This is a genomic window from Streptomyces sp. NBC_00846 (assembly GCF_045207325.1).
Lineage (GTDB): Bacteria > Actinomycetota > Actinomycetes > Streptomycetales > Streptomycetaceae > Streptomyces.
The window spans coordinates 1400327-1424018 of record NZ_CP108846.1 but is presented as its reverse complement, the minus strand read 5'-3'; the positions used below and the strand labels follow the sequence as shown (position 1 = coordinate 1424018).

Sequence of the window (23692 nt, the reverse complement as noted above, 5' to 3'; positions counted from 1 at the left end):
GGGCGGGGTGAGACCATCCTCGGGTGACGGATACCCAGGCGCATGACGAACCGCATGGCAACGGACTCGGCACGCGGCTGAACTGGCTGCGCGCCGCGGTCCTCGGCGCCAACGACGGTGTGGTCTCCACCGCCGGCCTGGTCGTCGGTGTGGCCGGAGCCACCGCCGACCGCGGCATCCTGCTCACCGCGGGCCTGGCCGGCCTGCTGGCCGGATCCATGTCGATGGCGGTGGGCGAGTACGTATCGGTCTCCACCCAGCGCGATTCGGAGAGGGCCGCACTGGCGACGGAGAAACGGGAGCTGAAGGAGGCCCCCGAGGCGGAACTCGTCGAGCTGACCACCCTGTTGGAGAGCAGGGGGCTGAGCCACGAGGTCGCCCGCGAGGCCGCCGTCCAGCTTACCGAACGCGATGCGCTGCGCGCCCACGCGGTGGTCGAGCTGGGCATCAACCCGGACGAGCTGACGAACCCCTGGCACGCGGCGGGAGCGAGCTTCCTGGCGTTCACGGTCGGCGCGCTGCTGCCGCTGCTGGCGATCGTGCTGCCCCCGGCGTCGCTGCGGCTGCTCGTGACCGTGCTGTCGGTACTGGCGGCGCTGGCGGTGACGGGCTGGTGGAGCGCCCGCCTGGGCGAGGCGATGGCGGGACCCGCGGTGCTGCGGAACATGGGCGGGGGAGCGCTGGCGATGGCGGTCACGTATGCGGCGGGAGAGTTGCTGGGGGCGGCGGGGGTCTAGTGCCGCGACCGGCAAGCTTGCCGGGAAGGTAATAGGAGGGTGCTGCTGCGTCCATGACGTCGACCGGTGAGTCCGGCGTCGAGCGTCGGCTGAGCCACGCGCGCATGGCCGCCCTCGACGCCGCGCCGACCAGCGAGGGAACGCGGACGGGCGAACGGCCTTCTGGCCCTCTCGCCCGTCCGTTCCGACCGGACCTCCGCTCAGAAGGTGTGCTCCGGCGCGGGGAACGTTCCCGCGGCCACGTCGGCGACCGCGTACTACTTGCTGACGGCGAAGCGCATCAGGGCATGCTCGTCACCCTGCTTGATCTTCCCCGTCGTATTGATCACTTCGAGCTTCCACGCGCCGCCGACCCGCACGGCCTTGGCCACCGCGCAGCCGTTGTCCTGGGTGAGCAGGCTGGGCCATATGTCGGCGACCTGCTGCGAGCTTCCCCCGGTCGCGTCGTAGACCTTGAAACTGATGTTGCGGGCCTTCTGGAAGGAACTGCCCTTCTTGAAGGCGGCGGCGACGAACACGATCGACGTGATGTTGCCCGGGATGCGCGCGAACTCGACCGTGACGGTCTCGTCGTCGCCCTCCCCGCGCCCGGTCTGGTTGTCGCCGCTGTGTATGAGGGAGCCGTTGCCCATGGGGTCCAGCGAGTCGAGGCCGGCCAGGCGCACCGGGTCCCCGTCCTGCGTGGCGACGGCGATCAGGTCGAGGTCCGTTCCGGCCTTGCGGCGGACCAGACCCATGACGCCGCCGCTGCTGCCGGCCGTGGGGTCCCAGGACACGCCGATGGACAGATGGGTCACCCCGTCCAGGTCCGCCGGGCCGTCTTCCTTGGTGAGCGTGATCATGCGTGGATCATCCTTTTGTCAGGGGATTGTCGGAGGGACTACACCATGCAGAGTGTGCCTGGGCGCCTCGGTGGTTCCCTGTGACGGGTCCCCATGGGCGAGGTGCGCGTGAACCCTCTCGGGCTGTCCGGGGGCGGCAACTTCCGAATCATCGCAGGGCGGTTACTCGCCCGCGGAAGTTCCGGTACAAGGATGGCGTGACGCCCGCGTTGGCGGAAGTCTCCAAAGACCGCTGACAGCGCGTCTCGTATACTTGTTGGTAACAACGTCTGGTGCGCGGTCGATCCGCGGCTCTACGGTGCTCCCATGCCGCCGAACCTGCCCGATGTCGTGCTCTGGTCCATACCCGCCTTCGTCCTGCTCACCGTCCTCGAAATGGCCCTCCACCGCCTCCACCCCGATGAGGAAGCCGCCGGGTACGAGACGAAGGACGCCGTCACCAGCATCACCATGGGGCTCGGCAGCCTGGTCTTCGACCTGCTGTGGAAAGTGCCCGTCGTCGCGATCTACACCGCCGTCTACGAGCTGACGCCGCTCCGGGTCCCCGTGCTGTGGTGGACGGTCCTGCTGATGCTGCTCGCGCAGGACTTCTTCTACTACTGGTCCCACCGCGGCCACCACGTCATCCGGATCCTCTGGGCGTGCCACGTGGTCCACCACTCCAGCCGGAAGTTCAACCTGTCCACCGCGCTGCGCCAGCCCTGGACGTCGCTGACCGTCTGGCCCTTCTACGTACCGCTCATCGCCTGTGGTGTCCATCCGGCCGCGCTCGCGTTCTGCTCGTCGGCGAACCTCGTCTACCAGTTCTGGGTGCACACGGAGCGCATCGACAGGCTTCCCGCACCCTTCGAGTACGTACTGAACACGCCCTCCCACCATCGGGTGCACCACGCGTCGCAGGGCGGCTACCTGGACCGGAACTTCGGCGGCATCCTGATCCTCTGGGACCGCCTCTTCGGGTCCTTCACCGCCGAGACGGAGCGGCCCGTGTTCGGCCTCACCAAGAACATCGACACGTTCAACCCGCTCCGCGTCGCCACCCACGAGTACGCCGCGATCGCCCGCGACGTGCGGGCGGCGGGCAGTTGGAGCGAGCGGGCCGGACGGATCTTCCGCGGGCCCGGCTGGCAGCCCACCGAAGTGGTCGCCCGTACGGCCGCCCCCGCCCAGGAGCGCACCGGATGAGCGCCGACGCCGGCAGGAGCGCCGACTCCGTCACGGACCGGCGGGAACGTCTCGTACGCCCGCTGCTCATCGCCTTCCTCGTGGCCTCGGCCATCGATCTCGTCGGCGTCCTCGCCGATGTCCCGGTCGCCCATCTCCTCGCCAAGCCCCTGCTGATGCCGCTGCTGGCCGGGTACGCCGCCGCCCGGCGCGGCCCCCGGCTGCTCATCGCGGCGCTCCTGTTCGGCTGGGGCGGCGACACGCTGCTGCTGCCCGACTCCGACACCGCCTTCCTCATCGGGATGGGCTCCTTCGCCGCGGGCCATGTCTGCTACCTGTGGCTCTTCGGACGCGCCCGGGGCCCGCTGCTCGCCGGGATCGTGTACGCCGCCGTCCTGGCCACCTTCGTCGCGCTGCTCTGGGACAGCCTGCCGCCGGACCTGCGGATCCCGATGACCGGCTACAGCCTGCTGCTCACGACGATGGCGTACCGCGCCGGCACCCTCGGCCGGTACGCGGCCGTCGGAGGGGCGCTCTTCCTCCTCTCCGACGCGCTCATCGCCACCGGCATCGCCGACTGGCCGCAGCTGCCCGCCCCCGACTTCTGGGTCATGCTCACCTACATCGCCGCACAGTTCCTGCTGACTGTCGGAGCGCTCGCACCCGGCGGGCGCACGAAGGCGCTCATCGAGCCGTGAGCCAGGCGGCCGTGTCCGCCCCCAGCGGGCCGGGCGGGCGCGACCAGTCGGCGGGGGAGCCGTCGAAGGCGACCGGCGGCAGGGCGTGACGCAGCCGTCCCAGCGGGCTGTCCGTCTCTGTGAGCCACTTCTCCGGGCCGTACGACGAATCCGCGGCTTCGTCCTCCCGGCCGGCGGGCAGCTCGTCGAGGAGCCAGGCGGCGGTACGGGCGAGCGAGAGCGTGGCCACCCGGGAGCCGCCCTCGTCGTGCTGCTCGGTCAGGGCGCGCAGCACGGCGGCGGCCAGCAGATAGCCCGTGCCGTGGTCGAGGGCCTGGGCGGGCAGCGCACCGGGCGGGTGCTCCGCCCCGGCCGTGGCCTCGACCGAGGAGATGCCGGTGGCCACCTGCACCAGACTGTCGAAGCCGCGCTGCCGTGCCCACGGGCCGCGCCCCCAGGCCGAGAGCCGCCCGATCACCAGTCCCGGCCTGCGTGCGGCCAGGGCCTGCGAAGTCAGGCCGAACCGCTCGACGGACCCGGGCCGGTAGCCGATGACGACCACGTCCGCGCCGGCCAGCAGTTCATCGAAGGCGGCCGCGCCGGAGCGGCTGCCGAGGTCCAGATCCACCGACCGTTTCCCGAATCCGGTGTCGCTGTGCGCGTCCTGGCTCTCCGGGAGCTGCGGGGCGTCGATCCGCAGGACGTCCGCGCCGAGCAGCGCGAGCGTACGGGTGGCGACGGGCCCCGCGATGACCCGGGTGAGGTCCAGCACGCGCACCCCGGCGGCGGGCAGCAGCGGCTCGCCGGTGAGCGGTGTCGTCCGACGGACGGGCGCGCTGTCGATGCGTTCCCTGCCCACCAGCGGCGTACCCGCGACGGCGGCGCCCCGTGGGTCGGCCGCCCACTCGGCCGGCGTACGGGCGGCGACGGCCAGGCCGCCCGCCGCGTACACCGTCTGCTCGATCTCGTGTCCCGTGCGCTCCGTGAACGAGGCGGCGACGGCGTCCACCGCGATGTCGTCCGAGGTGTCCGCGGGCAGCCCCAGCGTGGCGAGCAACCGGGCCCGGTGGTGCGGGTAGTTGGCGTGCGTACGGACCCAGCCGTCCGCCGTGCGCCAGAACCGGGACAGCGGGGCGAAGTTGGTCGGCGCGCGGCCGTCGATCCGCAGATGGCGCTCGCTGGTGAACGCCGTGGCCACCGCGCCGTCGTCGACGCGGACCTGCGGCACGGGGCGCACGGTGCGGCGGGCAGCCAGTTCGGCGGCGGCCAGTGAGCAGACCGCGACGGCGGAACGGGCCAGTTCCATCACGGGCAGCCGGGCGGGCAGCAGCCCGTCGGAGCCACCCGTTCCGAGGTGCGCGAGAAGCGCGGGAGCACCGCCGAGCGCCGCCCAGGCCTGCTCCGTACCGGACATTCGTGCATGACTCATCCCCACACAATGGCACTGAGTGCCACCAACTGGGAAGAGGCGGCGGGAGGAGCGCCCGAAGGCCCGGCCCCTCCCGCCGCATCGCACGTCCCGGCGGGCTCCTACCGGAGGACCGCGTTCAGCGCGTTCACCACACCGGCCCCGTAGAAGCCGTTGTGGTTCTTGTCGCCCTCACAGACGGCGTCGATCTTGCCGTCGTTGTTGTAGTCGTACGGGGCGCCGCACGCGGTGGCGTCGGCCCCGGACATCAGCAGCGCCTTCACCGTGGCCGCGGAGGCGTGCGGGTGCGTCGACTTGATCAGGGCCGCGACACCCGCGACATGCGGGGAGGCCATCGACGTACCGTTCTTGTAACCGTAGTTGCCGCCCGGCAGCGTGGACAGGATCGCACCGTTCGTGGCGGGCGGTGCGGGCGCCTGATAGACCGTCGAGTCACCGCCGGGAGCCGCGACGTCGATGACGCCGTTCCCGTAGTTCGAGTACGAGGACTTCAGACCCTTGGCACCGGTCGCCGAGACGGTCACGACGCCCGGCAGCATCGCCGGGATGTCGAGGCACTCGCGCGGGTCGATCGTCCGGGTCACGGCCGTGGTGTCGTTCGGGCTGGTCTTGTCGTCGATCGCGCCGGAGGCCAGGTCGAACTTGCTGTTGCCGGCCGAGGCGATGTTCACTGTGCCCTTGCGCTCCGCGTACCCGGTGGCACGGGCGACGGCCTCGACCAGGGCGCCCTGGTCGAGGTCGTTCTTGCAGTTGAACATCCACGGGTCGGTGTAATAGCTGTTGTTGGTGACGTCGACGCCGTGCTCGGCGGCCCAGACGAAGCCGCAGACGATCGACTCGGTGTAGAAGAAGCCGTCCGGGTTCGCGACCTTGATGCCGGCGACCTTCACGCCCGGCGCGACGCCCGTGACCCCGATGCCGTTCTTCGCGGCGGCGATGGTGCCCGCGACGTGCGTGCCGTGGTCGCTCTCACCGGTCTTCGGACGCCAGGAGCCGTCCGTCGTGTCCGGCGCCCCGGACACACAGCTCGCTGAGGCCCCGCGGTTGAAGTTCGGCGCCAGGTCCGGGTGGGTGTCGTCGACACCCGTGTCGATGACCGCGACGGTGACCTTGCCGCTGCCCAGCGTCTTCTGGTGCGCCTGGTCGGCCTTGATGGCGGGCAGATCCCACTGGAGGGGCTCCATCGGATCCTGGTCCGCCGTAGCCTCCGCCGCCGCGCTCCGGGCCTGCTCGGCGGTGAGCGGCTGCGCCACCCCGATGTCCGTGGTGGCCTGCGGAACGATGGGACTGGTGCGGGTGGCCCCGGCCGAATCGACGGCCTTGGCCCGGCGGATCGTCTTCGCGAAGTCCGGGTTCTGCGATTCGACGATGATGACGCCGATCTGCTCATAGGCGATCACCACCGTGCCGCCGGCCTCGGCTATCGCCTTCTTCACCTGCTTGACGGTCCCGTGATTGCTCCGCGTGTTGACCACGTACGAGAGCTTCGGGCCGTCCGTCGAGACCGCCGCTGTGGGCTGCGCGTCCACCGGTGCGGCAGAAGCGGCACCCATCGGCAGGAAGCCGAGCGAGGCCGTGAGCGCCAATCCGACGGGCAGTGTCAGTACGCGGGTCCGTCTGGATCCCAGGTGAGCCATGGGGTCTCCACATCATCCGTCTCAGCCGGCCGGACACGGGGTGCGTCCGGCCATGTGCATGAACGGTGAAGCTATCGCTGATCATCCGGCGCATCAATGAATTGACGTAAATCAGTTCGAAGTGTGGAGCGCGGCCGCCGAGTCGTTGCCCTTTCGGCGAGTGGCGTGCCCGGCTGACTGTTTCGCGGCCGACAGCGATGCCCGGCGACCGGGAGCAACGGTTGAGGATCACCCATACTTGTCATGCTCTTGATCTATACGCTGTCCCGGATCGATCAAGTCCCGTCCAGCGGGCCGAAATGTGGGGGTGTGGAGTGACTGGACGCGTTCCAGGGCTCATAGACAGACCTGTCGTAGCGTTCGCGCTGACGGTATCGATGGCCGGGGGTGCAGGCAGTGCGCAGACGTCCGCCAACGGGGCGGCGGTGTGCCCCCCGAGGAAGGGGATCTGACGGTCTACGACCTCTCGGCCACCTTGAATATCCATAGTTGCAACGGCCTGGGCCGCGTCGTCACCTACGACGGCACCGGCGTATCGATCCCTGAGAGTACGGCAGCTACGAGTGGTACATCGGCGACGGCGGCATGCCCGGCGGCCTGTCACAGCCGGATGCCAAGCGGGCGTTCCGGGATGCCATTGACAACATCACGGAGAGCTACAACAACTGCGGCTACACCGATCAGGTCGGCGCGGCCGCCAACTACCGGGCGACGACGAGCTACGAGGCGGACATCAACTCCAGCTCCCAGTGCACCCCCCCGGGACGGGTTGAGCACCTGGGACGCGGGCAACCTTGCGGGCAGGCACGTCGCGGTGACCTGCTCGTGGACCTGGCCCATGCCGGGCGTCAAGAACGACCTGCGGGAGGCGGACGTCCGGTACGACACCACGGACTTCGGCTTCACGAACAGCCCGACCTGTAGCTGCTCCAACAAGTACGACATCCGTTCCGTCGGCACGTACGAGGCCGGGCACGTCTTCGGAATGGGCCATGTCGGGGCTGGGCACGAGAACCTCACCATGTACATCAATTCGTTCAAGTGCTCGACGAAGGCGAGGACGCTCGGCAAGGGAGACGTCCTCGGTCTTCGGAGCATCTACTAGGGAGGACGTCTGTGAGCTGGGGCGGACGGAGTTCAGGCGTGCTGCTGGCGGCAGCCATCATGCTGCCGGCAGCCGCATGCTCGGCTACCGGCAGTACCGGCAGTACCGGCAGTACCGGCAGTACCGGCAGTACCGGCGGGGAGAAGTCCTGCGCCATTCAGTTCACCTACCAGAACCGCACCTATGAGGACGTCGCGAATGTGGACTTCACGGTCGGGCAGAAGCTCGGAACCGCGACCAAACCACCTTGCAACGACGTCGGTGGCCAGGACGGGGGAGAGGAATCTCCGGAAGGCGTGATCGCCTACCGGGTGGAAGGCGTATCCCCCGAGGCGGCCATCGCGGTCGGGGCCACACCTGGCGAGGCGGTGTTCGTGGCCTCGTACGCCGGCGACGAGCTGCCGCTCGAGGTGCAGAAGCTGATCGACGGATCATGACCCGGCGCGCGGGACGCTGCTGAGCGAACGGCAGTGACGTCCCGCGCACCGCCCATTCCGTTGCCATTGACCGGGTGCTCTCAGTGAAGAGGCCTGCATGAGCGAAGGGACGGATTGAGGATTATTCATCCTGATTTCGCGGGTCACGGGCTGGCGTGAGCTGAGGGCCGAGTACTCACGCTGGTCGGGAGCGTGATCGGTGGAAGGAGATGCTCCGTCACCTCCGTCGCCCAGCGGCGGACGGCGGCGCACGGCGGAGGCGGAGACGAGCTGCCGTCGGCCATGTCCAACAGTTCTTCATCGCCCATGCCCTCGGTACGGCGCGGCACGGGCAGCATCCCGCCCGCCTCGGCCGGCACCGGCTCAGGCTCCACAGCCGGGCCGTCCGTCCGCCGCAACTCGAAGTGAACCGCTTCGCCGCGCTCTCCGTGCCGTTGTCAGGGGAGACGCACCACCATCCCCCGACACCGAGGTTCCCCAGTGAAATCCGCCGTCCCCACTACCGCACCCGCGTCGCGAGGAGATTCCGTGGCTACCGATGCACCGCCACCCGAGGTCAGTACGGCCACCCACCCTGCCGAACCCACGACCGAGGCGTTCATCGCGACGCAGGAGAGCGCGGAGTTCGGCGAACTGCGCCGCTCGTACCGCTCGTTCGCCTTCCCGCTGACCATCGCCTTCGTCCTCTGGTACCTGCTGTACGTGCTGCTGTCCAACTACGCGGGCGGCCTCATGGGCATCAAGGTGTACGGCAACATCAACGTGGCCTTCGTGTTCGGCCTCGCCCAGTTCGTCACCACATTCCTCATCGCCTGGTTCTACTCGCGCCACGCGGCCGCGAAGCTGGACCCGAAGGCCGAGGCCATCAAGTCCCGTATGGAGGCCGACGCATGAGCGCCGCGTACCACGCCCACCCCGCCCTCCAGCTGGCCGCCTCCTCGACCACCGAGCACCGGCCGCTGATCATCACGCTCTTCGCGGTGTTCGTCGCCGCGACCCTGGGCATCACCGTCTGGGCCGGCCGGCAGACCAAGAGCGCCGCCGACTTCTACGCGGGCGGACGGCAGTTCACCGCGTTCCAGAACGGGCTCGCCGTCTCCGGCGACTACATGTCGGCGGCCTCGTTCCTCGGGATCGCCGGAGCCATCGCCCTCTTCGGCTACGACGGCTTCCTGTACTCCATCGGCTTCCTCGTCGCCTGGCTGGTGGCCCTGCTGCTGGTCGCCGAACCGCTGCGCAACTCGGGCCGCTACACGATGGGCGACGTCCTCGCCTACCGGATGCGGCAGCGCCCGGTCCGCACCGCCTCCGGCGTCTCCACCATCGTCGTGTCGATCTTCTACCTGCTGGCGCAGATGGCCGGCGCGGGCGTCCTGGTCTCCCTGCTGCTCGGCATCACCAGCGACGCGGGCAAGATCCTCATCGTCGCGCTGGTCGGCGTGCTGATGATCGTGTACGTCACGATCGGCGGAATGAAGGGCACCACCTGGGTCCAGATGGTCAAGGCCGTGCTGCTCATCGCCGGTGCCCTCCTGATGACCTTCCTGGTGCTGCTGAAGTTCGACTTCAACATCTCCGACCTGCTGGGCACGGCCGCCGCGAAGAGCGGCCACGGAGCGGCGTTCCTGGAGCCCGGACTCAAGTACGGCGCCACCGGCACCTCCAAGCTGGACTTCCTCTCCCTCGGTATCGCCCTGGTCCTCGGCACCGCCGGTCTCCCGCACATCCTGATCCGCTTCTACACGGTGCCGACCGCCAAGGCCGCCCGTAAGTCGGTCAACTGGGCCATCGGTATCATCGGCGCCTTCTACCTGATGACGATCGCGCTCGGCTTCGGCGCCGCGGCACTCATCGGCCCGGACGAGATCAAGGCGAAGAACCCGGCCGGCAACGCGGCCGCCCCGCAGCTCGCCGAATACCTCGGCGGGGTCGGCTCCACCGGTGGCGCCGTGCTGCTGGCCGTCATCTCGGCCGTCGCCTTCGCCACCATCCTCGCCGTCGTCGCGGGACTGACCCTCGCCTCCTCGTCCTCCTTCGCGCACGACATCTACGCCAATGTCATCCGCAAGGGGAAGGCCACAGAGAAGGAGGAGATGCGGGCCGCGCGCTGGGCCACCGTCCTCATCGGCGCGGTCGCGATCGTCCTGGGAGCCTTCGCCCGGGACATGAACGTCGCCGGACTGGTGGCGCTCGCCTTCGCCGTCGCCGCCTCCGCCAACCTGCCGACGATCCTCTACAGCCTCTTCTGGAAGCGCTTCACCACCCAGGGCGCCCTGTGGTCGATCTACGGCGGTCTCGCGAGCTCGGTGATCCTCGTACTGTTCTCCCCGGTCGTCTCCGGCAACCCGAAGACATCGATGTTCAAGGGCGTCGACTTCTCCTGGTTCCCGCTGGAGAACCCGGGCCTCATCTCCATCCCGCTGGGCTTCCTGCTCGGCTGGATCGGCTCCCTCCTTTCGAAGGAGGAGCCGGACAAGGGCAAGTACGCCGAGCTGGAGGTCAAGTCCCTCACCGGTGTCGGAGCGCACTGAGCGAGAACGAACCGGGTGCGGCACGGCCGTGTCGTAGAGTCCTACGACACGGCCGTGCCGCACCTCGTGTCATGCGAGCCCCTGCGATGTCACAGATCTCGCGTAGTCTCGGAGGAGTCAGCCCGGAACGCCGGACACGACGGCCGGGCAGCAAGCGCGGGAGGGGGCGCACATGCTCATCGACACCTACCACCGGGTCGCCACCGACCTGCGCGTGTCACTGACCGACCGCTGCAATCTGCGGTGCACGTACTGCATGCCGGAAGAGGGCCTGCAATGGCTGGCCAAGCCCGACCTGCTCAGCGACGACGAGATCGTCCGCCTGGTCCGCATCGCCGTCACCCGGCTGGGCATCACCGAGGTCCGCTTCACCGGCGGTGAGCCGCTGCTGCGCCCCGGGCTCGTCTCCATCGTCGAGCGCTGCGCGGCCCTGACCCCGCGCCCCAGGATGTCCATCACCACCAACGGCATAGGGCTCAAGCGCACCGCGGCCGCACTCCGGGCCGCCGGCCTGGACCGGGTCAACGTCTCGCTGGACACCCTGCGCCCCGACGTCTTCAGGACACTCACCCGCCGCGACCGTCACCACGACGTGCTGGCCGGCCTCGAAGCCGCGCGCGACGCCGGTCTCACCCCGGTCAAGGTCAACGCCGTCCTGATGCCGGGACTCAACGACGACGAAGCCCCCGACCTGCTCGCCTGGGCCGTCGAGCACGGCTACGAGCTCCGCTTCATCGAGCAGATGCCGCTCGACGCCCAGCACGGCTGGAAGCGTGACGGCATGATCACGGCAAGCGACATACTCCAGTCGCTGCGCACCCGCTTCACCCTCACCGAGGAGGGCGACGCAGAGCGCGGCTCCGCCCCCGCCGAGCGCTGGCTCGTCGACGGAGGACCCCACCGAGTGGGTGTCATCGCCTCCGTCACCCGCCCCTTCTGCCGGGCCTGCGACCGGACCAGGCTCACCGCCGACGGCCAGGTGCGCACCTGCCTGTTCGCCCGCGAGGAGACCGATCTGCGCGGTGCCCTGCGCTCCGACGCGCCGGACGAGGAGATCGCCCGGATCTGGAAGCTCGCGATGTGGGGGAAGAAGGCCGGGTCCGGTCTGGACGACCCGTCCTTCCTGCAGCCCGACCGGCCGATGTCGGCGATCGGCGGCTAGTGCCGCGACCGGCAATGTTTGCCCGGAAGGAGCGTCGTCCAGTGCGTGCGATCGCAAGGCGGCCGGAAGTCCTTGAATGGGGCCTCCCCTGCTCGAACGAAGTTGAGAGCTTGGGGAAGGAGCTACCAGGGCTTTTGGCCAACGCAGCGAGCGTGCGTGCTGGGCGGAGCGACGGGGCAAAGCTTGCCGGGAGGGGCACTAGGACCGGCCCGGCCCCGTTCCTTCGGAATCCCATTCCGCCAGCGTCACGACATCCTTGAGGAAGCCCCGGACGTCCAGGAACGAGGAGAGATGCTCCCGGTGTTCCTCGCAGGCCAGCCACGTCTTACGGCGTTCCGGGGTGTGCAGCTTCGGGTTGTTCCAGGCCAGCACCCACACGGCGTCGCTCCGGCAGCCCTTGGCGGAACAGATGGGTGCGGCGGCAGCGCTCTCGGCCGCGGAATCAGGGGAGTTCACGGACTCAACCCTAGGTCAGCGCCCATACGGCCGGGCGAACCGGCTGTCCCGGACATCCCCCACCGGAGAAAACCGGAGAAAAAGCGACGCCGAGCAGCCACGGGGGGAGCTGCCCGGCGTCGGTCTGTCGCTCCGACGGGGGATGCGGAGCGCTTACGAAGTATGTCACGCAGACCGGGGTGCGGTGCACCGTAACTTCATGATTGGTCTGTCGTTTTCCCGTGCCCCGGGTGTGGCGCGGCCTCAACTGTGCTTATGCCGATGTGCCGTCGCTCATGACGATTCCCCGGCCTGCCGCACCCCGTCGGCCTCCGGACCGGATTCCGCCGAACCCGCCACGGGCGCGGCGTCGAGCACCGGCCGCACCGGCGCCGGGACGAAGGTCGAAGGAAGTGAAGGGGTGTTCTCCCGGCCCGCGTTGGCGATGACCACCGCCACGTACGGGAGCAGTACCCCGAGCGCCAGCGCGACGATCGCGACGTACCGCTCGACGTTCCAGAGCACAGCGGCCAGGATCACCGAGACCGTCCGCACGGACATCGAGATCACATAGCGCCGCTGCCTGCCGCGCACATCGTCCGCGAGCCCCTGCCGTGCCTCCGTGATCCGGAAGACCTCGACACCGCTCTGCTTCCGCATCACGCCTCCACCACCCATCCCCAGCACCTCTCACGGGTCGGGGAAGACCACATTCCCGCGCCGGACGTTCCCCGGACCGGACCGCATCCACGGTACGCCCGGTGTCCGACGGCTTCGAGACCGGGGCGCGCCGTATTCCGTGGGATCGGAAGCCGGGCCGCGCATCCGGACGCGTCCGGCGTGCGGTGCACGGTCCACGGGCCGAGACTGGGCCCACATGCGCGACATCACGTCGCACGAGGAGGCGACATGGGCTGGTTGTGGGCAATCATCGTGGGTCTGGTGCTCGGCCTGATCGCGAAGGCGATCCTGCCCGGCAAACAGAGCATCCCTCTCTGGCTGACGACGATCTTCGGCATCCTCGGCAGCGTCCTCGGCAATACCGTCGCCACCTGGATCGGGGTCAACGACACCAGCGGCATCGACTGGACGCGCCATCTGTTCCAGCTGATCGGCGCCGTGGTCGTCGTCGGGGTCGGCGACATGCTGTGGACGTCGTTCCGCGGCGCCAGACAGAAGGCCTGAACCGACGGGCCGCACCCCTGAACCGACGGGCAGCTCGGGCCCGGGCAACGCCGGAAGCCCGGGCAATGCCCGACCCCCGGGCTTCCGGACCCCGCGTCCCGGGCCACAACACAACCGCGGCCGGGCACGCGTGACGCGTGTCCGGCCGCGGTGCGACGTCAGTTCTCCGGGATCAGCCGGTGACCTCGACGGCGGCGAGGTTCTTCTTGCCCCGGCGCAGCACCAGCCAGCGCCCGTGCAGCAGCTCCTCGTGGGCCGGTGCGCTCTCGCCGTCCGCGACCTTGACGTTGTTCACGTACGCACCGCCCTCCTTCACCGTGCGGCGGGCGCCCGACTTGCTCGGCGCCAGGCCGACCTCCACCAGGAGGTCCACCAGCGGGCCGAGCTCGGTGACCCGCGCGTGCGGCACCTCGGACAGCGCGGCGCTCAGCGTCGCCTCGTCCAGCTCGCCGAGCTCGCCCTGGCCGAAGAGCGCCTTCGACGCCGCGATGACCGCGGCGCACTGATCGGCGCCGTGCACCAGCGTCGTCAGCTCCTCGGCCAGCGTGCGCTGCGCCGTCCGGGCCTGCGGGCGCTCCTCGGTGACCTGCTCCAGCTCCTCCAGCTCCGCGGGGGTGCGGAAGCTGAGAATGCGCATGTACCGGGAGATGTCCCGGTCGTCCACGTTCAGCCAGAACTGGTAGAACGCGTACGGCGTCGTCATCGCCGGGTCGAGCCAGACGGCCCCGCTCTCGGACTTGCCGAACTTGGTCCCGTCCGCCTTCGTCATCAGCGGGGTCGCCAGCGCGTGCACCTCGGCGCCCGGCTCCAGGCGGTGGATCAGGTCGAGACCCGCGGTGAGGTTGCCCCACTGGTCGCTGCCGCCCTGCTGGAGGGTGCAGCCGTGGCGCCGGTACAGCTCCAGGAAGTCCATGCTCTGGAGCAGCTGGTAGCTGAACTCGGTGTAACTGATGCCCTCGTCGGACTCCAGCCGCCGGGCGATGGAGTCCTTGGTCAGCATCTTGTTGACGCGGAAGTGCTTGCCGATGTCCCGGAGGAACTCGATCGCGGACATGCCCGCGGTCCATTCCAGGTTGTTCACCATGATCGCCGCGTTCTCGCCCTCGAAGGACAGGAACGGCTCGATCTGGGACCGCAGCCGCGAAACCCAGTTGGCGACCGTCTCCGGGTCGTTCAGCGTGCGCTCGGCGGTCGGCCGCGGGTCACCGATCTGGCCGGTGGCCCCGCCCACCAGGGCGAGCGGCCGCAGACCGGCCAGCTGGAGCCGGCGCATGGTGAGCACCTGCACCAGATGGCCGACGTGCAGACTCGCCGCGGTGGGGTCGTAGCCGCAATAGAACGTGACGGGACCGTCCGCGAGAGCCTTGCGCAGTGCGTCCTCATCAGTGGACTGGGCGAACAGCCCACGCCACTTCAGCTCGTCGACGATGTCCGTCACGGTTCCGTGTCTCCTCAGCTACGTGTATCGAAAGGCAACAGTCAGTCTAGGCGGGTCACACGCCCGCGCTCACCGAGCTCATGTTGAAGTCCGGGATCCGCAGCGCGGGCATGGCGGCCCGGGTGAACCAGTCGCCCCACTCGCGCGGCAGCGTCTTCTCCGTACGGCCCGCTTCCGTGGCCCGCGACAGCAGATCCACCGGCGACTCGTTGAACCGGAAGTTGTTCACCTCGCCGACGACCTCACCGTCCTCGACGAGATACACCCCGTCGCGGGTCAGCCCGGTCAGCAGCAGCGTCGCCGGATCGACCTCCCGGATGTACCACATGCAGGTCAACAGCAGCCCGCGCCCGGTCGTCGCGGCCACCATCTCCTCCAGCGACCGCTCACCACCGCCTTCGAGCAGCAGATTGTCGATGGCCGGCGCGACCGGCAGCCCGGTCAGCCCCGCCGTGTGCCGGGTGGTCGTCAGATGCTCCAGCCTGCCGTCCCGGATCCAGTCGGTCGACGACAGCGGCAGACCGTTGTCGAATACGGAAGCGCCGTCCCCGGAGGCATGGGCGATCACGAACGGCGCCGACTCCAGGCCCGGTGCATGCGGGTCGCTGCGCAGCGACAACGGCAACTCCGACAGCCTCTCGCCGAGCCTCGTCCCGCCGCCCGGCTTGGAGAACACCGTCCGGCCCTCCGCCGCGTCCCGTGCCGTCGACGACCACAGCTGGTAGATCAGCAGATCGGCCACGGCGGTCGGCGGCAGCAGCGTCTCGTACCGCCCGGCGGGCAGCTCGATACGGCGCTCCGCCCAGCGCAGCCGCTGCGCCAGGTCCGCGTCCAGCTCGGCCGGGTCGACGTCCTTGAAGTCGCGCGTGGAACGGCCCGCCCAGGTCGACCGGGACCGGTCGGGGGACTTGGCGTTGAGCTCCAGCGTCCCGTTCGGCTGGTCGTGGCGCAGCCGCAGCCCCGTCGACGTACCGAGGTACGTGGAGGTCAGCTGATGGTGGGCGAAGCCGTACAGCTCACGGCCACCGGACCGGGCTCGGGCGAACGCGTCGCCGAGCGCCGGGGCGAACTCCGCGAAGACGTCCGATCCCGTCTCGACCGGTGCGTCCGCGAAGTCGGGCGAGGCGGGCACCCCGGCGACCAGCGGCTGTGCGTCCTCCGCAGGCCCGGCCCCGCGCGCGGCGGCCTCGGCGGCCCGCACCAGCGACTCCAGATCGTCGGCGGTGACCGCGGACCGCGACACCACCCCGGACGCGGTGCCCTGCGCACCGTCGACGGTCGCGATGACGGTCAGGGTCCGCCCCCGCGTCACACCGTTCGTCGTGAGCGCGTTGCCGGCCCAGCGCAGATTCGCGGACGACTCCTCGTCGGCGATGACCACACAGCCGTCGGCGGTGGACAGTTCGAGCGCCCGCTCGACGATCTCGTGCGGCTTGCTGACGCGACTCATCGTCCGGCCTCCTGCGTCGTGTTGAGACTGTGCTGTCCCGGGTGTCGACCCCCGGCCCCCCGGCCGGTTCCGTGATGAACGCTCATCGCCCGGCCTCCTGCGTCGTGTTGAGGATGTTCACGCCCCGGAAGAGGGCGGAGGGGCAGCCGTGCGAGACCGCCGCGACCTGGCCCGGCTGGGCCTTGCCGCAGTTGAAGGCGCCGCCCAGGACGTACGTCTGCGGGCCACCGACCTTCTCCATCGAGCCCCAGAAGTCCGTCGTCGTCGCCTGGTACGCGACATCACGCAGCTGACCGGCCAGCCTGCCGTTCTCGATCCGGAAGAACCGCTGCCCGGTAAATTGGAAGTTGTACCTCTGCATGTCGATCGACCAGGACCGGTCGCCGACCACATAGATCCCGCGCTCCACCCCACCGATCAGATCCTCCGTGGACAGCCCGCCCGGATCCGGCCGCAGCGACACGTTCGCCATCCGCTGCACGGGGACATGGCCCGGCGAGTCGGCGTACGCGCACCCGTTGGACCGGCCCAGACCCGTCAGCTTCGCGATCCGCCGGTCCAGCTGGTACCCGACCAGCGTCCCGTCCTTGATCAGGTCCCAGGACTGAGCCTCGACCCCCTCGTCGTCGTACCCGATGGTCGCGAGCCCGTGCTCGGTGGTGCGGTCGCCCGTCACATTCATCACGGGAGAGCCGTACGCCAGCTTCCCCAGCCGGTCGAACGTGGCGAACGAGGTCCCGGCGTACGCCGCCTCGTACCCCAGCGCCCGGTCCAGCTCGGTCGCGTGGCCGATCGACTCATGGATGGTCAGCCAGAGATTCGACGGGTCGACGACCAGGTCGTACGTCCCCGCCTCGACGCTCGGCGCCCGCATCTTCTCGGCCAGCAGCCCGGGAATCCGCTCCAGCTCGTCGTCCCAGTCCCAGCCGGTCCCGGTCAGGTACTCCCAGCCGCGGCCCACCGGCGGGGCGATCGTCCGCATCGAGTCGAACTCACCCGTGGTCCCGTCCACGGCGACGGCGGTGAACTGCGGATGCAGCCGCACCCGCTGCTGGGTGGTGACGGTGCCCGCCGTGTCCGCGTAGAACTTGTTCTCGTGGACGGTCATCAGCGAGGCGTCCACATGCGCGACCCCCTCCGCGCCCAGTAGCCGGCTGCTCCACTCGGCGAGCAGCCCCGCCTTCTCCTCGTCCGGTACGTCGAAGGGATCGACGTCGTACGCCGAGACCCAGGTCCGCTCACCGTGCACCGGCTCGTCCGCCAGTTCCACCCGCTCGTCGGACCCGGCCGCCGCGATCACCTTCGCCGACAGCTTCGCCATGGCGACGGCCTGGGAGGCGACCTTCGCCGCGGCGTCCATCGTCAGATCCACACCCGACGCGAACCCCCACGCACCACCGTGCACCACACGTACCGCGTACCCGAGGTCGGTGGTGTCCGAGGTCCCGGCGGGCCGGGCGTCCCGCAACCGCCAGGACGCGCTGCGCACCCGCTCGAACCGGAAGTCGGCATGCACGGCCCCCAGCGCACGCGCGCGGGCGAGTGCCGCGTCGGCGAGGGCCCGCAGGGGCAGGGCCAGGAACGACTGATCTACCTCATGAGGCATGTAGTACTCCGTCTTTTCGGCATGTGTCCGCAGTGAACCATGCCGGGCGTCGAGGGCAATCGGCCATAGGTTTCCCCGGACGGGCACGCCGAACTCGTCCAACCGGTTCGGCGTGGGCCACCCGAGTCCTGGATCCGACCCCGGTGCCCCGAACAGAGCTTCAATGAGATGGCCCCTCGGGCAAGCCGCCCCGACCGATCACAGTTCGCCGTCGACCACACCCGCCCTGAACGCGGCCCACCCCGAGGCCGTGAACCGCAGGGGGGTGCGTGCGGGGTCTTTCGAGTCGCGTACGGCCGTTGCTCCTCCGGGGAGGTTGGCGACTTCTACGCAGTTGTTCTCCGCTCCACTGGCGGAAGACCTGCGCCAGGTCGCGATCGAGAGGTCGTGTCCGAACAACTCCGCCTCGGGCGCGTTCACTTTCTGTGGCCTTCTTCCATCTCGGCTATGCGTGCGGCCGAGTCCTCCGTGGACAGCGCCGTGGCACGAATCCGCTCGAACGCCTTCGCGAAGGGCGATGCTCCTTCGCCCTCAAGGTAAGTCTCTCCGCTGAGGTTTTCCAGCAGAACCACGTCCGGGGCGGGGCCAGGGAAACCGACCATGCTGAAGCCTCCCACGACTCCAGGATGCGCGGTTGAGTCCAACGGCATCAGTTGGATGGTCACGTTGGGCATCTCCGCCGAATCGAGCAGGCGTCGCAACTGCTCGCGCATGGTGGCGGGACGGACGGCGAATCGCTGGTGGAGCGCGGCCTCGTGGATGATGGCCCACAGTTCCAACGGCTTTCCCGGACGAGTGAGTACGGACTGCCGGGCCAGCCGCACTTCGGCAAGGGCCGCAACTTCGTCGGTGGTACGGAAAGTTGTGATCCCCGCGATGTTCTCGCGCGCGTACGCAGCGGTCTGCAACAAGCCCGGGATCACCAGTGGCGACCATTCGCAGATCTGTGAGGCGTCGGACTCCAGCGAGATGTAGTCGGCGTAGGCAGGTGACACGATTCCGCTGTAGCTCTGCCACCACCCCTTCTTGCTGGCGTCCTTGGCCAGATTGTCCAGGGCGTTGAGCGTTTCCAGATCGTTGATCCCGTAGACCTTGAGCAGCGTCACGACATCTCCGGGCCTGATGGTCTGATTGGCGCTCTCGATCTTCGACAGCTTCGGGCCTTTCCAGCCCATGGCGACGGCGGCCTCGTCGAGCGTCAGACCTGCGCCGTTCCGCAGGCGTCTGAGCGTGGATCCCAGGCGTCGGCGCCGGACGGTCGGTACCAGGGGAGAGTTGGGCATGTCCCAGTCATACCTCAGTAGTTGGTGGTGCTGAATACCTTCCGGGAACTCATAACCGAAGGAGGTAGAAAACTTGCTACCCAAGGTGGATCGGGTGCAGCATCGGCACTCATCGCCACCCAACGTGCATGCGTAATTGCTCAACGTGGTCGAAGTCGATACTTCCCGCGGCCCCGCGCCGCAGGCTGGAGGCGTCATGTTCGGTATGGCCGACGAGGAAGACCAGGACCCGCCATCCCCGCCACCCGCCGTCGGGCGCTACGTGCGCTACCGGAGCCGCGGCTTCGCGGCACACATCAACGCCTCCGGCCCGAACCTCCGCTCCGTACGTGAGCTCACCGCCAAGGCCCTGGCCGAGCTGGGCGTGCAGGGCGACGTGGCCGACACCACGCAGCTCGTCGTGTCGGAGCTCGTCGGGAACGCCGTCCGGGCGTGCGGGGATCACGTGCCCGTCGTGGTGGAGGTGTACGCCGCGGCCTTCGGGGTCGCGGTCAATGTCCATGACCCCGACCCCCGCACTGTTCCGCGCCGTCGCGGTATCGCGCTGGACGACGCGGAGGCCGAGGCCGGCCGCGGCCTCGCGCTGCTGGATCTGCTCGCACCGGGCTGGCACGTGGTCCGGTCGTCGATCGGCAAGCAGATCCGCTGTCGCGTGCCATGCCCGGCGGGATGAGCCTCGCGGGGGTGGGGGTGATGAACGGGCCAAGTCGGGGGTATCGCCTCGCGGGAGCTGCCGGAGCCTGCGCCGATGCGCCCTCGTTGTAGGTACAATTTTGGAGTGTAGGTACTTTCTTGGCTGCATGCTGAAGGGAGCCCCGTCCCCGATGAGCGCAATTTCCGTCCGAGAGTTCTCGTACAACCCGAGCGCCGTCTTCGCCCGCGTGGAGAAGGGGGAGGCGGTCCAGGTCACCCGGCACGGCAAGGTGATCGCCATACTGCTGCCCGGCTCCGGGGCGACCTCCCGGTATGCGGACCTGGTGGCTCAGGGGAAGATCCGGCTCAAGGCCGCGACCACCTCGGACCTCGACCGCTTCCCGCGCTACGACCTCCCCTCAGGCTCCCCCGATCCGCTGGAGCTTCTCCTGGCCGAACGCGAGGAGGGCGACCGTTGATCTACATGGATTCCTCGGCGCTCATCACTCTGCTCACAGGCAGGCCAGGTGCCGCCGAGCTCAGGACATTCCTGTCCGACCGGCCCGGACTGCCCTTGGCTACCAGCACCATCGGCATCGTCGAGACCGTCCGGCAGCTCGACAAGGCCGGATCATTCCCCAACGCGCTGTCGGATCTGGACGGGATGGTCACCGAGATCCTGCTGACGGAAGAGGTCCGGGATCTGGCCACCAGGGTCTCGGGGGCCCTGAGATCCCTTGATGCCATTCACGTCGCGAGCGCGCTCGTCATCGGCGGAGCTCTTGACTCCCTGATCACGTACGACAAGCGCATGCTCGACTCAGCGAGGGAAGAGGGCCTCTCCGTACATGCACCCGGAATGGCGGAATGAGGCCGGGCCGGGTGCCAACTGTAGGAACCCCACAGTGCCCGGCGGGCGGCGCTGTCAGGGGCCGATTGCTCGCGGAGCGGGTGGTACCGATAGGTTTTCGAGGTACCAGACCGCTATCGAAAGGGTGATCCGTTGAGCCGCTCGGTTCTCGTCACCGGAGGAAACCGGGGCATCGGCCTCGCCATCGCCCGCGCTTTCGCCGACAACGGCGACAAGGTCGCGATCACCTACCGCTCGGGCGAGCCCCCCCAGATCCTCACCGAGGCGGGCGTTCTGGCCGTCCGGTGCGACATCACGGACGCCGAACAGGTGGAGCAGGCCTACAAGGAGATCGAGGACAAGCACGGCCCCGTCGAGGTACTGGTCGCCAACGCCGGTATCACCAAAGACCAGTTGCTCATGCGGATGTCCGAGGACGACTTCACGTCTGTACTCGACACCAACCTCACCGGCACCTTCCGGGTCGTCAAGCGCGCCAACCGCGGCATGCTGCGCGCCAAGAAGGGCCGCGTCGTCCTCATCTCCTCCGTCGTCGGGCTCCTCGGCTCGGCCGGGCAGGCGAATTACGCCGCCTCCAAGGCGGGTCTGGTCGGCTTCGCCCGGTCGCTGGCCCGTGAACTCGGTTCGCGGAACATCACTTTCAACGTCGTCGCGCCCGGTTTTGTCGACACCGACATGACGCAGGCGCTCACCGAGGAGCAGCGCAAGGGCATCGTGTCCCAGGTGCCGCTCGGCCGCTACGCGCAGCCCGAGGAGATCGCCGCCGCTGTGCGCTTCCTCGCTTCCGACGACGCGTCGTACATCACTGGAGCCGTCATCCCCGTTGACGGCGGATTGGGCATGGGTCACTGATCACCATGAGCGGAATTCTCGACGGCAAGCGCATCCTCATCACCGGTGTGCTGATGGAGTCGTCCATCGCTTTCCACACCGCCAAGGTGGCTCAGGAGCAGGGTGCCGAGGTCATCCTGACCGCGTTCCCCCGGCCCACGCTGACGGAGCGCATCGCCAAGAAGCTGCCGAAGCCGGCCAAGGTCATCGAGCTGGACGTGACCAACGCCGAGCACCTCGACCGCCTCGCCGGTCTGGTCCGTGACGAGCTCGGTTCGCTCGACGGCGTCGTGCACTCCATCGGATTCGCGCCGCAGGACGCGCTCGGCGGCAACTTCCTGAACACCCCGTTCGAGTCCGTCGCCACGGCGATGCACGTCTCGGCGTTCTCGCTGAAGTCGCTCGCCATGGCCTGCAAGCCGCTGATGAACGACGGCGGCTCGATCGTCGGCCTCACCTTCGACGCGCAGTACGCCTGGCCGCAGTACGACTGGATGGGCCCGGCCAAGGCCGCGCTGGAGGCCACCTCCCGCTACCTCGCCCGTGACCTGGGCAAGGACGGCATCCGCTGCAACCTGATCTCGGCCGGACCGATCGGCTCCATGGCCGCGAAGTCTATCCCGGGCTTCTCCGAGCTCGCGGACGTGTGGAACACCCGCTCCCCGCTGGCCTGGAACATGGCGGACCCGGAGCCGGCCGGCCGCGGTGTCGTGGCCCTGCTCTCGGACTTCTTCCCGAAGACCACCGGCGAGATCGTCCACGTCGATGGTGGCGTGCACATGATGGGTGCCTGAACCCGCGCCGACAGGCTGTGACACGGCCGCGTACCGCCTCTGAGCAGGCGGTACGCGGCCGTCGTGCGTCTGTGCCCGGCCCCGACCCGCCCAAGTCGAAAAGATGGTCGATCCACCGCAGAATGTGGTGGAACCGGACTATTGGTCAGGCTGCGGGGAGGAGGTCGCTGTGCGCTCCACACGTCGCCGAACCTGGGCCCTGCCGACGGCCTCCGTGGTCATCGCCGGACTCATAGCCCCCTTGGGTATATCCGTCATATCCATGGCGGGACCGAGTGGAGTCGGGGCGTCCGCTCCCGACGCTCCCACCCCGGAGCCCGCCGGATCCGAATGCCGTACGTCGGTCCTGGGCTCCCGGGTCGTCGCCTACTGCCACAACCCGTACGCCTCCACCGATCGCGTACAGCTGCACACCGAATGCCGCCGCTGGTGGGACATAGACGCCGACGCCACCCCGGTCGACGTGGGACCGGGACAGACCGTGCGGCTCGACGACCGCTGCTGGAAGGAAGTCGGCTCGGTCTGGGTCACCCACCGGGTTCAGAGTTCCGTTTGACACGCGACGATTCGTTTGATCGCGACGCGACCGCCGGTCGACGCGAAGTGGCTCCGCTCGACGAGACGCGACCCCGGTCGACCCGAGGTGGCTCCGTTCGACGAGACGCGACCCCGGCCGACCCGAGGTGACTTCGACCCTCACGCCTGGTCCGCCGGACGGCCGCGCCCCCTCACACCCGGTCCACCAGACAGCTCAGTGCATGACTCGCCGCCTCGGCAGCCGCCGTCTCCGCGTCCCCCGCCCGGATCGCCTCGACCAGCCGGCCGTGGTCCATGAGGCTCTCCGGCCCCAGCTCATGGCCGACATCGCCCCTGAGATAATCGCGCAGCAGATCGCCCAGGTCGGCATAGAGGCCGGTCAGCACGTCATTGTGCGAGGCCGCGACCACCGCCAGATGCAGCGTCGTATCCGCCGCGACGAACGCCTCGGCATCACCCGCCGCCCAGGTCTCCTCCCGCCGCGCCATGAGCGCGTCCAGCTGCTTCAGATCCCGCTCGGTGCGCCGGGCGGCCGCCAGCCGTGCCGCCGACGACTCCAGAGTGGAACGCAGCTCGGCGACATGGCGCGGATCGGCGGCGGCGAAGCGGCGGTGCATCACCCCGGCCAGTTCGCTGGTGGCAACGACATACGTCCCCGAGCCCTGCCGGATGTCGAGCAGGCCGTTGTGCGCAAGTGCGCGCACGGCCTCGCGGACGGTGTTACGGGCCACGCCCAGCTGCTCCACCAGTTCGGCCTCGGTGGGAATCCGTGAACCCACGGGCCACTCGCCCGAGGTGATCTGATTCCTCAACTGGGCAATCACCTGGTCGGCGAGTGCCGAACGCCGCGGAGACGTCAGCGCCATGGTGCTCCTTGCTCGGGTTGCTTCGGTGACGGGTTGCTGCGG

At 69.1% G+C, this 23692-nt stretch carries 26 protein-coding genes; 15 read left to right on the top strand and 11 right to left on the bottom strand.

The window, feature by feature from the left end; translation table 11 throughout:
• Nucleotides 1-23: 23 nt before the first annotated feature.
• Nucleotides 24-737, top strand: a complete 714-nt coding sequence (locus tag OG936_RS06625; RefSeq protein WP_406493189.1) for a VIT family protein — start codon at nt 24-26, stop codon at nt 735-737.
• Nucleotides 738-994: 257 nt separating this feature from the next.
• Here the strand turns inward: OG936_RS06625 and OG936_RS06620 are convergent, their stop codons facing one another.
• Nucleotides 995-1579, bottom strand: a complete 585-nt coding sequence (locus OG936_RS06620) for a TerD family protein (RefSeq protein WP_406493187.1) — start codon at nt 1577-1579, stop codon at nt 995-997.
• Nucleotides 1580-1885: 306 nt separating this feature from the next.
• On the opposite strand from OG936_RS06620, the gene OG936_RS06615 reads away from it, so the two are divergent.
• Together OG936_RS06615 and OG936_RS06610 are read left to right on the top strand one after the other, a co-directional pair.
• Nucleotides 1886-2764, top strand: coding sequence for a sterol desaturase family protein (locus OG936_RS06615; protein ID WP_406493185.1), 879 nt, complete (start codon nt 1886-1888; stop codon nt 2762-2764).
• On the top strand, nt 2761-3441 hold the full coding sequence (locus OG936_RS06610; RefSeq protein WP_406493184.1) for a lysoplasmalogenase: 681 nt from the start codon (nt 2761-2763) through the stop codon (nt 3439-3441). Before OG936_RS06615 ends, OG936_RS06610 begins: the two co-directional genes overlap by 4 nt.
• On the opposite strand, the gene OG936_RS06605 is transcribed toward OG936_RS06610, so the two are convergent.
• Both OG936_RS06605 and OG936_RS06600 read right to left on the bottom strand, forming a co-directional pair.
• The gene (locus OG936_RS06605) at nt 3428-4849 is read right to left on the bottom strand and encodes a CoA transferase (RefSeq protein WP_406493182.1); all 1422 of its coding nucleotides are present in this window, start codon (nt 4847-4849) and stop codon (nt 3428-3430) included. The two genes, OG936_RS06610 and OG936_RS06605, sit on opposite strands and share 14 nt — an antisense overlap.
• Nucleotides 4850-4950: 101 nt before the next feature.
• On the bottom strand, nt 4951-6486 hold the full coding sequence (locus tag OG936_RS06600; RefSeq protein ID WP_406493180.1) for a S8 family peptidase: 1536 nt from the start codon (nt 6484-6486) through the stop codon (nt 4951-4953).
• A 769-nt stretch (nt 6487-7255) separates the two neighbouring features.
• Between OG936_RS06600 and OG936_RS06595 the strand changes: the two genes are divergently transcribed.
• The 5 genes from OG936_RS06595 to moaA all read left to right on the top strand — a co-directional run bounded on the left by OG936_RS06595 (nt 7256) and on the right by moaA (nt 11721).
• On the top strand, nt 7256-7591 hold the full coding sequence (locus OG936_RS06595; protein ID WP_406493179.1) for a hypothetical protein: 336 nt from the start codon (nt 7256-7258) through the stop codon (nt 7589-7591).
• A gap of 38 nt (nt 7592-7629) precedes the next feature.
• Nucleotides 7630-8028: a DUF6281 family protein gene (locus OG936_RS06590; RefSeq protein ID WP_406493178.1), complete on the top strand. Its 399-nt coding sequence runs from the start codon at nt 7630-7632 to the stop codon at nt 8026-8028.
• Nucleotides 8029-8556: 528 nt separating this feature from the next.
• A complete protein-coding gene (locus tag OG936_RS06585; protein WP_406493177.1) occupies nt 8557-8922 on the top strand; it encodes a DUF485 domain-containing protein in 366 nt (121 codons plus the stop codon).
• Nucleotides 8919-10559 (top strand): cation acetate symporter, encoded by a 1641-nt coding sequence (locus OG936_RS06580; RefSeq protein WP_406493175.1) that lies wholly within the window; start codon nt 8919-8921, stop codon nt 10557-10559. Before OG936_RS06585 ends, OG936_RS06580 begins: the two co-directional genes overlap by 4 nt.
• A gap of 172 nt (nt 10560-10731) precedes the next feature.
• Complete coding sequence (gene moaA, locus OG936_RS06575; protein ID WP_406493174.1) at nt 10732-11721, top strand: GTP 3',8-cyclase MoaA; 990 nt, start codon at nt 10732-10734, stop codon at nt 11719-11721.
• 198 nt (nt 11722-11919) lie between these two features.
• Here the strand turns inward: moaA and OG936_RS06570 are convergent, their stop codons facing one another.
• Complete coding sequence (locus OG936_RS06570; protein WP_406493173.1) at nt 11920-12177, bottom strand: hypothetical protein; 258 nt, start codon at nt 12175-12177, stop codon at nt 11920-11922.
• Between the two features lie 273 nt (nt 12178-12450).
• Nucleotides 12451-12816, bottom strand: a complete 366-nt coding sequence (locus OG936_RS06565; RefSeq protein ID WP_406493171.1) for a DUF3099 domain-containing protein — start codon at nt 12814-12816, stop codon at nt 12451-12453.
• Nucleotides 12817-13065: 249 nt separating this feature from the next.
• Here OG936_RS06565 and OG936_RS06560 point away from each other — a divergent pair, with 249 nt between their 5' ends.
• Nucleotides 13066-13341, top strand: a complete 276-nt coding sequence (locus tag OG936_RS06560) for a GlsB/YeaQ/YmgE family stress response membrane protein (RefSeq protein ID WP_383762430.1) — start codon at nt 13066-13068, stop codon at nt 13339-13341.
• Nucleotides 13342-13513: 172 nt separating this feature from the next.
• Here OG936_RS06560 and tyrS read toward each other — a convergent pair whose 3' ends face one another.
• From tyrS to OG936_RS06535, 5 genes are all read right to left on the bottom strand, one after another.
• The gene (tyrS, locus tag OG936_RS06555) at nt 13514-14779 is read right to left on the bottom strand and encodes a tyrosine--tRNA ligase (protein ID WP_406493169.1); all 1266 of its coding nucleotides are present in this window, start codon (nt 14777-14779) and stop codon (nt 13514-13516) included.
• Between the two features lie 55 nt (nt 14780-14834).
• Nucleotides 14835-16229 (bottom strand): metallopeptidase TldD-related protein, encoded by a 1395-nt coding sequence (locus tag OG936_RS06550; protein ID WP_406493168.1) that lies wholly within the window; start codon nt 16227-16229, stop codon nt 14835-14837.
• Nucleotides 16230-16311: 82 nt separating this feature from the next.
• Nucleotides 16312-17835 carry a TldD/PmbA family protein gene (locus OG936_RS06545; protein WP_406493167.1) on the bottom strand — a complete coding sequence of 508 codons (1524 nt, stop codon included), beginning with the start codon at nt 17833-17835 and terminating at the stop codon, nt 16312-16314.
• Nucleotides 17836-18033: 198 nt separating this feature from the next.
• A complete protein-coding gene (locus tag OG936_RS06540) occupies nt 18034-18255 on the bottom strand; it encodes a DUF397 domain-containing protein (protein WP_383762439.1) in 222 nt (73 codons plus the stop codon).
• Nucleotides 18252-19118: a helix-turn-helix domain-containing protein gene (locus tag OG936_RS06535; RefSeq protein WP_406500332.1), complete on the bottom strand. Its 867-nt coding sequence runs from the start codon at nt 19116-19118 to the stop codon at nt 18252-18254. The genes OG936_RS06540 and OG936_RS06535 overlap by 4 nt, the downstream gene beginning before the upstream one ends.
• Nucleotides 19119-19314: 196 nt before the next feature.
• Here OG936_RS06535 and OG936_RS06530 point away from each other — a divergent pair, with 196 nt between their 5' ends.
• The 6 genes from OG936_RS06530 to OG936_RS06505 all read left to right on the top strand — a co-directional run bounded on the left by OG936_RS06530 (nt 19315) and on the right by OG936_RS06505 (nt 22803).
• Entirely contained in the window at nt 19315-19791 is a 477-nt protein-coding gene (locus OG936_RS06530; RefSeq protein ID WP_406493165.1) for an ATP-binding protein, read from the top strand.
• A gap of 151 nt (nt 19792-19942) precedes the next feature.
• On the top strand, nt 19943-20230 hold the full coding sequence (locus OG936_RS06525; RefSeq protein ID WP_406493163.1) for a type II toxin-antitoxin system Phd/YefM family antitoxin: 288 nt from the start codon (nt 19943-19945) through the stop codon (nt 20228-20230).
• A 5-nt stretch (nt 20231-20235) separates the two neighbouring features.
• On the top strand, nt 20236-20622 hold the full coding sequence (locus tag OG936_RS06520; protein WP_406500331.1) for a type II toxin-antitoxin system VapC family toxin: 387 nt from the start codon (nt 20236-20238) through the stop codon (nt 20620-20622).
• Nucleotides 20623-20754: 132 nt separating this feature from the next.
• Complete coding sequence (gene fabG, locus OG936_RS06515; protein ID WP_266745396.1) at nt 20755-21474, top strand: 3-oxoacyl-[acyl-carrier-protein] reductase; 720 nt, start codon at nt 20755-20757, stop codon at nt 21472-21474.
• A gap of 5 nt (nt 21475-21479) precedes the next feature.
• Complete coding sequence (fabI, locus tag OG936_RS06510; RefSeq protein ID WP_266745395.1) at nt 21480-22247, top strand: enoyl-ACP reductase FabI; 768 nt, start codon at nt 21480-21482, stop codon at nt 22245-22247.
• Between the two features lie 169 nt (nt 22248-22416).
• A complete protein-coding gene (locus OG936_RS06505; protein WP_406493160.1) occupies nt 22417-22803 on the top strand; it encodes a hypothetical protein in 387 nt (128 codons plus the stop codon).
• Between the two features lie 172 nt (nt 22804-22975).
• Here OG936_RS06505 and OG936_RS06500 read toward each other — a convergent pair whose 3' ends face one another.
• Entirely contained in the window at nt 22976-23650 is a 675-nt protein-coding gene (locus OG936_RS06500; RefSeq protein ID WP_383762457.1) for a FadR/GntR family transcriptional regulator, read from the bottom strand.
• Nucleotides 23651-23692 lie beyond the last annotated feature (42 nt).